The organism is Nocardioides sp. zg-1230, assembly GCF_013155335.1.
GTDB lineage: Bacteria > Actinomycetota > Actinomycetes > Propionibacteriales > Nocardioidaceae > Nocardioides.
On the sequence record NZ_JABJQZ010000002.1, the window covers coordinates 179,877 to 192,791 of the forward strand.

Here is a 12,915-nt window from a genome sequence, read left to right on the forward strand (position 1 = left end):
AAAGGCGCGTTCTCAGCCGAACCGCTCCGCGATGACACCGTGCCTCAGCCCGCGGTCGCTGACGGTCAGGGCGTCCTGGCCCGTGAGCGTGAGGATCGTGCGGACGACGCACGCCCCGGCGAGGATCACCTCGGCCCGGGCCGGCTGCAGCCCGGCGATCGCCCGCCGCTCCTCGGCGGAGCGGGTCCGGAACGCCTCGATCTGCCGGTCCACCTCGCCCAGGTCGAGGATCGTCGCGTGGACGACGCCCGGGTCGTAGTCGTGCAGACCGTGCTTGACGGCGGCCAGGTTGGTCGAGGTGCCACCGATCGCGACCACCATGTCCGGGCGTGGTCGGTTCGTCAGCGAGGCGAGCTCTGCCGCGATCGCGCCGAGGGCCTCCTCGACCCGCTCGCGGGGTACGGCGTCCGCGAGCCCGAAGCGCTCGGCGAACCGCGCGGCTCCCACGTCGACGCTGAACTGGTCCTCGATCCGGTCCACGCTCCCGAAGGTGAACTGGCTGCTGCCGCCGCCGGAGTCGAACACCAGCAGCCGGTCGCCGGTCAGGGAGAGGCTCGACACGGCGGCCAGGTAGGCGAGCCGCGCCTCCTCGCGGCCCGAGATGACCTCCACGACGACCCCGCAGCGGCTGTGGACGGCCGCCACGAGCTGGTCCCGGTTCGACGCCTGCCGGAGTCCGGCGGTACCCACCGCAACGATGTCGAGCGGAGCGTCACGTCGGGCCTCGTCGACCAGGTCGGCGATGGCGTCGACCATGCGGTCCATCGACGCGCGCGCCAGCTCACCGGTCGCCGCCAGGCCCTCGCCCAGCCGGGTGACCACGGCGGTGTCCACCTCGATCCTCGGGACGCCGTCCGCGTCGAGGCGACCCATGGCGAACTTGGTCGAGTTGGTGCCGACGTCGACGACGGCGAACCGTCGCGGTCCCCAGCCGAGCATCGACTTGAGCCCCCTGGGCACGCAGACGTTGGTCCGACCGTCCAGCCCCAGCCGCCTGATCGTCCGGGACACGACGCCGGGGTCGGGGGACTCGACGGCGACGGTGCTGGCGGTGCGTCCCTCGGCGACCACCTCGGTGAGCTCGACCATGCAGTTGTCCACGACCGACCGGCGGCGGCGCTTGCGGGTCACCACGACGCGTACGTCGTCACGCGGAGCGACCAGGTCGCCCAGCAGCTGCACCAGGCTGAGCCCGGTCCGCCGGGGCGTCGGGGGCGGTGCGCCGAGAGCCGTGAAGGCGGCGGCCACCGCGTCGGGGTCGAGCGGGAGTGGGGCCTTCATCGTCGGCAGCCACAGCTGCAGCCCCGCGCCGTCGACCTGCTGGAGGACCTTGACGTCCAGGACGCCGTCGCGCACCTTCACGGAGGCGTCGCCGTACATCGACAGGAGATAGGTCTCCTGGCTCTCCACGGATGCCGCGGCCCGCAACGAACCGAGGGCGCCGAGCTGGTCGAGGTCGTCGCCGAAGGTGCGCCACTCCCACCGCGGTACGACGGTCGGCGCGGATGGGTGGATCGTGGGGTCGCTCGTGGTCATTGTCCCTCCTCCTTCTCGGTCCCTCCCAGCCCCTGAGCCGGGAGGGAGTGGGACGTTCCCAGTGCGGCCACGGCCCTGTGCACGTTGCCGTGGATGTGGTCGGCCCCCAGCAGCTCCACCGCACCCTGCCGCTCCAGCACCCGTCGTACCGCCGGCCGCACCGCCGCCAGGCGCAGCTCGACATCCGACTCCTCCGTCATCCGCACGATCTCCGACACCGTCGCCGCCCCCTGGGAGTCCATGAAGTTGACCCCCGCGAAGTGCAGCACCACGCTGCGCACGCCGGGGGTGAGCACGGCGACGCGCACCTGGTCGACCAGCGCGTCCGCGGTCGCGAAGAAGACGCCGCCGTCCATCCGCAGGACCACGGTGCCGGGGGTCGTCTCGTCCTCGGGGTGTGTCTCGAGGTCGCGGAACACCTGCGTGCCGGGCTCGCGCCCGAGCGTCGACACGAGCGGGTGCGTGACGACGTACACCAGCCAGACCAGGGACAGGGCGATGCCGATGACCACGCCGGCGAGGACCCCGAACACGAGGGTCCCGAGGATCGCTGCCGCGGCCACCCAGAAGTCGGCCCGCGAGACCCTGCGCAGTCGTCGCATCTCCCCGAGGTCCATCATCCCCATCACGACGGCCTCGACGATGAGGGCGGCGAGGACCGGCTTGGGCAGGGACGAGAAGAGGGGAGCGAGGAAGAGGAGCGCCAGCAGGACGGTGGTCCCCGACGTCAGGGACGCGAGACCGGTGCGCGCGCCCGACCGGTCGTTCAGCGAGGTGGCGGAGAGGCTCGTGGAGACCGGCATCCCGTGCAGGACGCCGGCGCCGATGTTGGCCGCCGACTGGGCGACGGACTCCTGGTCCACGTCGACCCGATAGTGGTGCCTGGCCGCCATGGCCCGGGCATCCCCGGCGGTCTGGGAGAACCCGATCATCACCAGCGCGAAGGCGGCCACGAGGACCGTGCCGGCATGGTCCACCAGAAGACCGGCGTCGGGCACCTCGAACGACGGCAGCCCTCTGGGGATGTCTCCGACGAGGGCGACCCCGCGGCCCTCGAGGTCAAGGACGCCCGCCGCGACGAGTCCGCCCACGAGCAGCACGAGGGCGCCGGGGACCTGTGGGGCGATCCAGCGCAGCCCGAAGACGACGACGAGGGCCACGGCGCCGACCACCACGGTGGCGAGGTGCGCCTCGTCCAGCGTGGACAGCCACGACCAGAGCTCCTCGAACGAGCTGCTGCCCTTGCTGTCGGTGCCGGTCAGCTTCGGCAGCTCCCCGACGACGACGTCGATGGCCGCGCCGAAGAGGAACCCGGTGACGACGGCCCGGGACAGGAACTGGGACAGCCACCCCATCCGGAGCACCGCGAGCACCAGGAAGAACAGGCCGCTCGTCAGGGTGATGCCGGCCACCAGGGTCGCCACGTCGGCGGGGTCGGTCAGGCCGGTCGCCAGCACGGCGCCGCCGGCGACGGCGGCCAGGCCAGAGCTGGGGCCCATCGAGATCTGGCGGCAGGTGCCGAGGAGGGCGTAGAGGATCGTGCCGGCGGCGGCGGCGTAGAGCCCGTTCTCGAGTGGCACACCGGCGATCCCCGCGTAGCCGAGGTTCTTGGGGATGATCAGCGCCGCCACCACGACACCGGCGACGAGGTCACCGCGCAGCCAGCCCCGCTGGTAGTCGCGCAGCTGATCGACGATCGGCAGGACGCGGAGCAGCGACCTCCGAGGGGAGGCCATGGAGCTGTCATCTGGCGCACCTGTGCTCATGTGACCGGCCGCCTGTCCGGGTCACCCCGGCCCGGCAGCCGGCGTCGCGCCCGGGTCCCCCGACAGCTCGGCGGAGAAGAACTCGAGCGCGGTCTTCGTCTTCGTCTGTTGCTCGCCCGAGACGTCCAGGCCCTTGCCGGCCAGGAAGGCCCTGAGCTCGGCTGCGGCCTGGAAGGCCTCGGAGGGCGGAGCCTTGGCGGACAGCTCGACGATCCTCGACCCGTCGGGGTAGAACCAGAGCTCCGCGACGAGGCGCATGCTGAGCTCCGGGGGTCGGAGCTTGAGCTTGAAGACGGTGATCGGCCCCAGGACGGACAGGTCGTCCAGCCCCAGGCCATCGGGCGCGTGAGCCGCGTAGAACCGCCGCTGCCCCTTGGAGAAGAGCGTGCGGATGCCCTTGGATCCCGACGCGACCTCCTTGACGGCCTTCGGGCCGAGCGTGCCCTTCATCGACGCCGAGCACACGAAGCCACCGGGCATGGCGTCGACCTCGACGACCATGTCGTCCGAGCTCCGCTCCGGCTCCACATCCGCAGGTGTCACCGGCCTGAGCTTGACCACGGAGTCGTCGCCCCGTCCCTGGACCCGGCGAGCCCGCACGACCACGCCGACCCTGTTGAGGGCCAGATCAGGGGTGTCGAAGAAGTACACCTGCCGGATCTGCGCGTCGAGCGGGTCGACGCCGAGCGCAATGGCAGCTTGGCGCCGGTAGGAGTCCGGGACCGTGAGCTTGAGCTCGACGCTGTCGGCGTCCCGTGCCAGGGCCAGGACCTCGCCGACCTGGGCGTCGGTGAGCCGGGCCGGGGCCTCGTCGGGTCTGACCGTCATCCTGTGCTCCCTTCCCTGACGGGACGCCGTGCCGCCACGACACCCGTCCGACACCGACTGTGCAGCGCGTCGCGGTGCCGGGCATCACCCGGAGCGTGTGACGTCGCCGCGGGGAACGCGGCGAGGCCGGGCCATTGATGCCGTACGGCCTCGACTCAGGCCGTGATCGCGGCCTGCGCCCCGCCCGCGAGGAGCTCGTCGCGCAGGGTGACCAGCCGGCTGACCTCGGTGAGGAAGCGACCGGTGCTCTCGCCGACGTCGAGGTCGTCGAAGTAGTGGTGCCTCATGGCGACGCGGGCGAGGTGGTGCTCGTCGTGCGCGAGCCGGTCGGCGAGGAGCGAGGCGAGGTGGCGTACGTCGTCGGGGCCGACGACGTCCGCGCACCGGCTGATCGGTGCCTGGTGGTGGAGCGCCTCGAGGTCGCCGTGGGGATCGGTGAGGAGGATCGGCTTGTCGGTGTGCAGGTAGAGCCAGTCCAGGCCCACCGAGGACACGTCGGTGACCATGGCGTCGCACCCGGGCATCACGGCGAGGATGTCACCGGTGAGCACCCGTTTGTGCCCCGCGGCCGGGTCGAGGCGCGCCGCCTCGTCGATCAGTCCCATGACGGCCAGGTGTGCGTCGGCGATCACCGGGGTGAGGCTGGTGGTGACCTTGGGGTGCGGCTTGTAGACCAGGCGGACGTCGGGGACCTCGAGGATCGCCCGGACGATCGCCTCGCCGAGGGAGTCGAGGGAGGTGTAGTCGTTGTAGTCGGCGTCGCCCTCCCAGGTGGGGGCGTACATCACCGTGCGTCGCGTGCTCGGCGCCAGCAGCGGCGGGTGCGGGAGGTCGAGCTGCGGTCGTCCGACGCGGACCAGCCGGGAGGAGTCGAAGTCGAGGAGCCCGGTCACGTAGCGGTGGACCGCGGCGTCCCCGGCGACGAAGACGCGGTCGTAGGCCTTGGCGTTGTTGCTGGCCATGGACTGCTTGTCGCTCTCGCCGTGGTTGACGTGCACGTGGAGCATGCGGCTGTCGAGCAGGGACTCGAAGTTGAGCACGGAGTTGTTGCAGTAGAGGACGACCTTGGCGTCGAGCCCGGCGTAGAGCTCGGTCAGCTCGGGGAACGTCGCTGCGGTGAGCACGGGCAGCTCGGTGCGCGAGGCGATCAGCTCGGCCGAGTCGGGGTCGCGCAGGACGAGACCGACCGGGTGCACCCGGTCGAGCACCTCGAGGACCTCGAGCCACTGCGCCAGCTGGTAGGTCCTCGTCGGGTCGCCTGCGAAGTAGGCGATCACGCGCACGTCGTTCACGACGAAATCCTACTCGCGTCCCCGTGGGCGGGAGGCCCGTTCCACAAGGACGCAGGAGGGCCCGGCGCACACGGCGCCGGGCCCTCCTGGGGTCGGGGGAGCGGGGGGTTCCTACTGTGGTCGGTAGGGCACGCCGTCCGCTGCCGGCGGTCGCGAGCGGCCCACCAGGCCCGCCACCGCGAAGATGGTGACGAGGTAGGGGAGCATCAGCATGAACTGGCTCGGCACGGGCGAGCCGATCGCCGAGAGCACGCCCTGCAGGTTGGTCGCGAAGCCGAAGAGCAGCGCGGCCAGGGTGGCGCGGATCGGGTCCCACTTGCCGAAGATGACGGCGGCCAGCGCGATGAACCCGGCGCCGCCGGTCATCTCGCGGTTGAACTGGGACACCGACACCAGGCTGTAGTAGGCGCCGCCCATGCCCGCGATCGCCCCGGCGAGCAGGATCGTGCGGTAGCGGGTGCGGTTGACCTTGATGCCGACGGTGTCGGCGGCCTTCGGGTGCTCACCGACCGAGCGGACCCGGAGTCCCCAGCGCGTGCGGTAGAGGGCGTACGCCACCACGGCCACGACGATGTAGAGCAGGTAGACCAGCGGCGTCTGGCGGAACAGGATCGGGCCGATCAGCGGGATGTCGCCCAGGATCGGGATCGGCAGCCGCTGGAAGCGGTCGGGGTTGTTGAGCGTCTCGGCGTTGGGGGTGAGCACCTGGCGGAACAGGAAGTTCGTCAGGCCGAGCACGAGCACGTTGAGCACGACGCCGACGATGACCTGGTCGACGAAGTAGGTGATCGCGAACAGGCCGAGCACCAGCGCCACCAGGGCGCCCGCGACGGCAGCGGCGACGAGGCCGGCCCACGGCGAGCCCGTCGTCGACGCGGCGACCGCGGCGGCGAAGGCACCGAGGAGCAGCTGGCCCTCGATCGCGATGTTGACCACGCCGGCGCGCTCACCCAGCACGCCGCCCAGGGCGCCGAAGACGAGCGGGACCGCCAGCGCGACGGCGCCGCCGAGGAGGCTGACGACCAGGAGGCGGCCGTCGACCGCCGCCCAGCTCAGGAAGCCGGTCATCCAGGCGATCGCGAAGCCGATCGGGATCCAGCCGGGCTGGCGCAGGTGCGTGAGCAGGCGGCGGATGGACTCGGCCGTGAGCGCGAGGCAGATCACCACCATCACCCAGGCGGTCGGCCCGGAGGGCACCACGATGTCGGGCAGGGTGACGAAGTCGCTGTCGGCCGCGAGCTGGAACGTCGTGTCGCCGGAGTGCGGGGAACCCAGCAGGATCGCCGCGAGCAGCAGGGTGAGCACGCCGAGCGCGACCGGGAGCTTGCGTCCGCCCGAGGGGCGGGCGGGCGCGACCGCTGGGTCGGGAGCCAGGCCGCCGGTGTCGGGGGCCGTCGGGGTCACGGTGCTCACTTGGCCTCCTGGGCGGGGAGCCGGAAGATCGCACGCACCAGGGGAGGTGCAGCGAGGAAGAGGACGATCAGCGACTGGACCACCAGGACGAGGTCGACCGAGATGTTCTCGGACGTCTGCATGGTGAATCCGCCGGCCTTGAAGGCGCCGAACAGGAGTCCGGCGGCGAGGATGCCGAGCGGACGCGAGCGACCGAGCAGAGCCACCGTGATGGCGTCGAACCCGATGGCGGCGTCGAGGTCGAGCGAGACGCCGCTGGTCACGGTGCCGAGCACCTGGTTGATGCCGGCGAGGCCGAGGAGCGAGCCGGCGACCATCATCACGACGATGTAGGTCCGGCCGACGTCGATGCCGGCGGCCCGGGCGGCGTGGGGGTTCTCACCGACGGCGCGGATGCGGTAGCCGAACGTCGCGCGGTTCAGCACCCACCACACGACAGCGACCGCGAGGAGGGCCAGCACGAATCCGAGGTGCAGGTTGAACTGGTCGCCGAGCACCTTGGGCAGCTGCGCCGACTCCTTCATCGGCGGCGACTTCGGGTTGACCGACCCCGGCGTCTTGAGCAGCCACTCCTTGGTGAGGGCGTAGAAGAGCAGGTAGTAGGCGACGTAGTTGAGCATGATCGTGACGATCACCTCGTGGGCCCCGGTGCGGGCCTTGAGCACGCCGGCGATCCCGCCCCACAGGGCACCGGCGACCATGCCGAGGAGGATGGCGAGCGGCAGGTGGATGGCGAGCGGCAGGTCGAGCTGGAAGCCGACCCAGCCGGCCACGCCGCCGGCGATGAGCATCTGACCGCGGCCACCGATGTTGAACAGCCCCGCGCGGAAGGCGAGGCCGACGCCGAGGCCACCGAGGATGAGCGGGGCCGCGAACTTCAGCGTCTCGGTGAGCGGCCGCCACTGCTGGGCCGGCTCGGTGAGGTTGTAGTTGAAGATCGCGCCGCGGAACATCGCGCTGTAGGCGCCCGAGATCGCCTCCCACACCGCGGTGAAGAAGTCCGAGGGCCGGGCGGTGAGGTAGCTGGCGGTCTCGCGCACCGTGTCGTCGGTCGCGGCGATCATCACCGAGCCGACGAAGATCGCGAGGAACACCGCCAGCACGCCGGCGAGCACGTCGCCGGAGGCGATCTCGCGCAGCAGCGAGCGCGACCGGTCGCCGCGGGTGTCCGGGGCGTCGTGCGGGTCGGTCTCGGGCGCGGCCTCGGTGGTCGCGGTGCTCGACGCGGAACCGTCGGGCTGGGGCTTCTCGGCGTCACTCTTGCCGGTGTCGCTCATGCGACCACGTCCTTCAGGTCCTTCGGGCGTTCGCCGGTCATCATGAGTCCGAGCGTCTGGCGGGGGGTGTCGGCCGGCACGATGCCGACGACCTTCCCGCGGTAGAGCACCATGATGCGGTCGGCGAGCGCGACCACCTCGTCGAGCTCGGTAGAGACCACCAGGACGGGGATGCCGCTGTCGCGGGTCGCGACGATCTGCTTGTGGATGAACTCGATGGAGCCGACGTCGACGCCGCGCGTGGGCTGGGCGGCGACGAGCAGCCGCAGGTCACGCGAGAGCTCACGGGCGACGACGACCTTCTGCTGGTTGCCGCCGGAGAGGTTGGCGGCCAGCGAGTCGATGTCGCGCGCGCGGACGTCGTACTCCTTGAGCTTCTTCTGCGCGAACTCGCGCAGCGCGCCGAGCCGCAGCGAGCCGTTCCGGGCGAACGGGGACTTGAAGCTGCGGTTGAGCATGAGGTTCTCGGCGATGGTGAAGCCGGGCACGAGGCCGTCGACCTGGCGGTCCTCGGGGATGAACCCGACACCGGCGTCGAGGATCTTGCGCGTCGACCGCCCGACCAGCTCCACGCCGTCGAGGGTGATGGAGCCGCGGACGTCCTCCTGCAGGCCGAGGAGGGCCTCGGTGAGCTCGGTCTGGCCGTTGCCCTGCACGCCGGCCACCGCGAGGATCTCGCCGCCGCGGATCGTGAAGCTCAGGCCGTCGACGTGGGTGTTGCCGGCGACGTCGACGACGCGGAGGTCCTTCACCACGAGGGCGGGCTCGCCGAGCTTCGGGGCGTCCTTGTGCACGACCAGCTCGACCGGGCGGCCGACCATCATGGAGGCGAGCTCGGCGTTGCTGGCCTTGGGGTCGGCCTCGCCGACCACCTTGCCGAGCCGGATGACGGTGATGCGGTCGGCGACCTCGCGGACCTCGCGGAGCTTGTGGGTGATGAAGACGATCGCCTTGCCGGCCTCCTTGAGCTGGCGCATGATCTCCATCAGCTCGTCGGTCTCCTGGGGCGTGAGCACCGCGGTGGGCTCGTCGAAGACGAGGAGCTCGGCGTCGCGGGAGAGTGCCTTGATGATCTCCACGCGCTGCTGCACGCCGACCGGGAGGTCCTCCACGAGGGCGTCGGGGTCGACGTGGAAGCCGAAGCGCTCGGAGATCTCGGTGACGCGCTTGCTGGCGGCGTCGAGGTCGAGGCTGCCGGCGAAGCCGGTGGTCTCGTTGCCGAGCATCACGTTCTCGGCGACGGTGAAGACCGGGATGAGCATGAAGTGCTGGTGGACCATGCCGATGCCGGCGGCCATCGCGTCACCGGGCCCGGTGAAGTGCTGGACCTCGCCGTCGAGCTCGATCTCGCCCTCGTCGGCCTTGTAGAGGCCGTAGAGCACGTTCATCAGCGTGGACTTGCCGGCGCCGTTCTCGCCGAGGAGGCAGTGGATCTCCCCGGGCTCGACCGTGAGCGAGATCGAGTCGTTGGCCACCACGCTGCCGAAGCGTTTGGTGATGCCTCGCAGGACGAGTCTCATGGCATCGCATCCTAGGGGTCAGAAGGGTCCAGAGGTCTGGACCGGGGTCTGGTACGGGGGGCCGGCTCAGGGCCCGGCAGCGGGCGCGTACGGCGCTGCGCGAAGGCGCGCGGGGAAGGGTAACCGGCGACGTCGGGGGCGCACTGCCCCGAGATCTGCCAAAGGTCGGTGCCGTCGTGTGGCAACCGGTCCGACATGGCAGAGGGAGGCCGACGAACCCGTCGGCCTCCCTCCGTGGTGGAGCGTGGTGGCGATCAGCCCAGGTAGGACTCGACCTTGATGGAGCCGTCGATGATCCCGGCCTTCACCTCGTCGAGCTCACCGGCCAGCGAGCCGCTGACCTTGTCCTCGAAGTTGTGGAACGGGGCGATGCCGACGCCGTCGTTCTCGAGGGTGCCGATGTAGGGCTCGAAGTCGAACTCGTCGTTGCCCGCGGCCATGACGGCCTCGTAGGTGGAGACCTTCATGCCCTTGAGGATCGAGGTCATGACGTAGTCCTGCGTGTTCGGGTCGGTCTCGAAGAGGTCGGCGTCGACGCCCACCATCGCGATGTCCTTGCCGGAGTCCTCGATCGCGGTGATCGCGCCCTGGTAGATCGGGCCACCGACCGGCAGGATCACGTCGACGTCCTGGTCGAGGATCTGCTTGGCGGTGCTGGTCGCGGCCTCGTTGGCCTCGAAGCCACCGGTGAAGGAACCGTTCTTGCCGTCCCAGCCGACGACCTCGACGTCCTTGCCCTTCTCCTTGGCGTAGTACTCGGCGCCCTGCTTGAAGCCGTCCATGAAGATCGTCACGGTCGGGAACGGCATGCCGCCGTAGGTGCCGACCTTGCCGGTCTTGGTGTAGTCGGCGGCCGCGTACCCGGCGAGGAAAGCGGCCTCGGCGGTGTTGTAGAGCAGCGGCTTGATGTTGGGCTCGTCGGCCTTGCCGTCGAAGGTCGCGCCGTCCTCGCCACCGTCGGCGGAGTCGTCGATGAGGACGTACTCGATGTCGGGGTTGGCGGCGGCCGACTCCTTGGTGGCCGCGGCCAGGGCGAAGCCGACGGTCACGATGACGTCGCAGCCCTCACCGACGAGGCTCTCCAGGTTGGGGCCGTAGTCGTTCTCGCTGTTGGACTCGACGGGGGTGAGCTCGACGCCGAGCTCGTCGGCAGCCTGCTGGGCGCCTTCGAAGCCGAGCTGGTTGAACGACTTGTCGTCGAAACCACCCGCGTCGGAGACGATGCACGGCTGGAAGTCGCTGGCGGCGGCCTCCCCGCTGCCCCCGCTCCCGGTGGTCTCCTCCTCGGGTGCGTCACCGCACGCCGCCAGGGTCGCGGCCGTCAGCAGGGCCACGAGGCCGCTCGAGACGACCTTCCTCGACTTCTTCACAAATGCCTCCAAGTTCGTGCCCCCGGAGTGGGGTCGCTTTCGGGGAGCATGATGCCTGTCCCCGGGCACCCCGTCACGAGGTTCGCGACTTCTGAAATGTGTTTGAGACATAAAACCCGCCGGACATCTTTCGGCGAGACCTGCCAAAGACCGTGGCTCTCCCGTATGCGCCATAGTGTCCGCGTGGAAGACAGCTGGGACCAGGACGACTGGGACGACCTCCGGGAGCGTGCCGTCGACGTCATGCGCCACGCCTACGCGCCGTACTCCGACTACCCCGTCGGCGCGGCCGCGCGAGCCGCTGACGGGCGTGTCCTGGTGGGCTGCAACGTGGAGAACGCGGCGTACGGCGTCGTGCTCTGCGCCGAGTGCGGGGTGGTCTCGCAGCTGCACGCCACGGGTGGTGGCCGGCTCACGCACTTCGTGTGCGTCAACGGTGAGGGCGAGATCATCATGCCGTGCGGCCGGTGCCGCCAGCTGCTCTTCGAGCACGGCGGTCGTGACCTGCTGGTCTGGACCGTCTCGGGCGTCAAGCCCATGTCCGAGGTGCTCCCCGACGCCTTCGGACCCGACGACCTTGAAGGGATCAAGTAGTGGCCGCCCACGACGCCGTCGAGGTCATCCTCGCCAAGCGCGACAAGCACGAGCTCTCCGACAGCCAGATCGACTGGGTGATCGACGCCTACACGCGCGGGGAGGTCGCCGACGAGCAGATGTCGTCGCTCGCGATGGCCATCCTGCTCAACGGCATGAACCGCCGGGAGATCTCGCGCTGGACCGGCGCGATGATCGCCTCGGGGGAGCGGATGGACTTCTCCGCGCTCTCGCGCCCGACCGCGGACAAGCACTCCACCGGCGGTGTCGGCGACAAGATCACCCTGCCCCTGGCCCCGCTCGTCGCCGCCTGCGGGGTGGCCGTCCCCCAGCTCTCCGGCCGCGGTCTGGGCCACACCGGCGGCACGCTCGACAAGCTCGAGTCCATCCCCGGGTGGCGCGCCGCGCTGAGCAACGAGGAGATGTTCGCGATCCTCGAGGACGTCGGCGCCGTCATCTGCGCCGCCGGCGACGGCCTCGCGCCGGCCGACAAGAAGCTCTACGCCCTGCGCGACGTCACCGGCACCGTCGAGGCGATCCCACTGATCGCGAGCTCCATCATGAGCAAGAAGATCGCCGAGGGCACCGGCGCCCTGGTGCTCGACGTCAAGGTCGGGAGCGGCGCCTTCATGAAGGACCTCGCCACCGCGCGCGAGCTCGCCGAGACGATGGTCGCGCTCGGCACCGACGCAGGCGTGCACACGGTCGCGCTGCTCACCGACATGGCCACCCCGCTCGGCCTCACGGCTGGCAACGCGGTCGAGGTGCAGGAGTCCGTCGACGTGCTCGCCGGCGGGGGTCCGGCCGACGTGGTGGAGCTGACGCTGGCCCTGGCCCGCGAGATGCTCGCCGGAGCCGGCCGCGACGACGTCGACCCGGCCGACAAGCTGGCCGACGGCTCGGCGATGGACGCCTGGAAGAGGATGATCCGCGCCCAGGGCGGCGACCCCGACGCGGCGCTGCCGCAGGCGAAGGAGTCGCACGTCGTCACCGCACCGACCAGCGGCACCCTCACCCGCCTCGACGCGATGGCGGTCGGCATGGCCGCGTGGCGGCTCGGTGCCGGGCGGGCGCGCAAGGAGGACCCCGTGCAGGCCGGCGCCGGCGTCGTGTGGCACGCCCGCCCCGGTGACGTGGTGACCGAGGGCGAGCCCCTCTTCACCCTGCTCACCGACGAGCCGGAGCGCTTCGAGCGGGCGCTGGCCTCGCTCGAGGACGGGTACACGGTGGCGTCCGGAGAGGGCGCCGCCGACGCAGCGGACGCCCGCCGCGACATCGTGCTCGACCGCATCGGCTGAGCGTCACCGACCGCGCGCACG

At 70.9% G+C, this 12,915-nt stretch carries 10 protein-coding genes; 2 read left to right on the forward strand and 8 right to left on the reverse strand.

The genetic code is table 11. The annotated features are described in order from the left end of the window. Nucleotides 1-12: 12 nt before the first annotated feature. From HOO61_RS08885 to HOO61_RS08920, 8 genes are all read right to left on the reverse strand, one after another. Nucleotides 13-1,536, reverse strand: coding sequence for a Ppx/GppA family phosphatase (locus HOO61_RS08885; protein WP_172258367.1), 1,524 nt, complete (start codon nucleotides 1,534-1,536; stop codon nucleotides 13-15). Further along, nucleotides 1,533-3,272: a SulP family inorganic anion transporter gene (locus HOO61_RS08890; RefSeq protein ID WP_172258368.1), complete on the reverse strand. Its 1,740-nt coding sequence runs from the start codon at nucleotides 3,270-3,272 to the stop codon at nucleotides 1,533-1,535. The genes HOO61_RS08885 and HOO61_RS08890 overlap by 4 nt, the downstream gene beginning before the upstream one ends. 51 nt (nucleotides 3,273-3,323) lie before the next feature. After that, nucleotides 3,324-4,130: an adenylate cyclase gene (locus HOO61_RS08895; RefSeq protein ID WP_172258369.1), complete on the reverse strand. Its 807-nt coding sequence runs from the start codon at nucleotides 4,128-4,130 to the stop codon at nucleotides 3,324-3,326. A 155-nt stretch (nucleotides 4,131-4,285) separates the two neighbouring features. Next, nucleotides 4,286-5,422, reverse strand: a complete 1,137-nt coding sequence (locus HOO61_RS08900; protein WP_172258370.1) for a CDP-glycerol glycerophosphotransferase family protein — start codon at nucleotides 5,420-5,422, stop codon at nucleotides 4,286-4,288. A 111-nt stretch (nucleotides 5,423-5,533) separates the two neighbouring features. Then, nucleotides 5,534-6,835: an ABC transporter permease gene (locus HOO61_RS08905; protein ID WP_367650090.1), complete on the reverse strand. Its 1,302-nt coding sequence runs from the start codon at nucleotides 6,833-6,835 to the stop codon at nucleotides 5,534-5,536. Next, nucleotides 6,832-8,112, reverse strand: coding sequence for an ABC transporter permease (locus HOO61_RS08910; protein ID WP_172258371.1), 1,281 nt, complete (start codon nucleotides 8,110-8,112; stop codon nucleotides 6,832-6,834). Before HOO61_RS08910 ends, HOO61_RS08905 begins: the two co-directional genes overlap by 4 nt. Then, nucleotides 8,109-9,632: an ABC transporter ATP-binding protein gene (locus HOO61_RS08915; protein ID WP_172258372.1), complete on the reverse strand. Its 1,524-nt coding sequence runs from the start codon at nucleotides 9,630-9,632 to the stop codon at nucleotides 8,109-8,111. The genes HOO61_RS08910 and HOO61_RS08915 overlap by 4 nt, the downstream gene beginning before the upstream one ends. 254 nt (nucleotides 9,633-9,886) lie before the next feature. Further along, nucleotides 9,887-11,002, reverse strand: a complete 1,116-nt coding sequence (locus tag HOO61_RS08920) for a BMP family protein (RefSeq protein WP_367650091.1) — start codon at nucleotides 11,000-11,002, stop codon at nucleotides 9,887-9,889. Nucleotides 11,003-11,167: 165 nt separating this feature from the next. Here HOO61_RS08920 and HOO61_RS08925 point away from each other — a divergent pair, with 165 nt between their 5' ends. Together HOO61_RS08925 and HOO61_RS08930 are read left to right on the forward strand one after the other, a co-directional pair. Continuing rightward, the gene (locus tag HOO61_RS08925) at nucleotides 11,168-11,596 is read left to right on the forward strand and encodes a cytidine deaminase (protein WP_172258374.1); all 429 of its coding nucleotides are present in this window, start codon (nucleotides 11,168-11,170) and stop codon (nucleotides 11,594-11,596) included. Continuing rightward, nucleotides 11,596-12,894, forward strand: a complete 1,299-nt coding sequence (locus HOO61_RS08930) for a thymidine phosphorylase (protein WP_172258375.1) — start codon at nucleotides 11,596-11,598, stop codon at nucleotides 12,892-12,894. Before HOO61_RS08925 ends, HOO61_RS08930 begins: the two co-directional genes overlap by 1 nt. The last annotated feature ends 21 nt before the right edge of the window (nucleotides 12,895-12,915 follow it).

Bases quoted from the DNA above. Each gene is read 5' to 3' on its own strand.
- HOO61_RS08910 (WP_172258371.1), bottom strand. From the start codon at position 8,112: ATGAGCGACACCGGCAAGAGTGACGCCGAGAAGCCCCAGCCCGACGGT.
- HOO61_RS08885 (WP_172258367.1), bottom strand. From the start codon at position 1,536: ATGACCACGAGCGACCCCACGATCCACCCATCCGCGCCGACCGTCGTA.
- HOO61_RS08915 (WP_172258372.1), bottom strand. From the start codon at position 9,632: ATGAGACTCGTCCTGCGAGGCATCACCAAACGCTTCGGCAGCGTGGTG.
- HOO61_RS08890 (WP_172258368.1), bottom strand. From the start codon at position 3,272: ATGGCCTCCCCTCGGAGGTCGCTGCTCCGCGTCCTGCCGATCGTCGAT.
- HOO61_RS08895 (WP_172258369.1), bottom strand. From the start codon at position 4,130: ATGACGGTCAGACCCGACGAGGCCCCGGCCCGGCTCACCGACGCCCAG.
- HOO61_RS08925 (WP_172258374.1), top strand. From the start codon at position 11,168: ATGCGCCATAGTGTCCGCGTGGAAGACAGCTGGGACCAGGACGACTGG.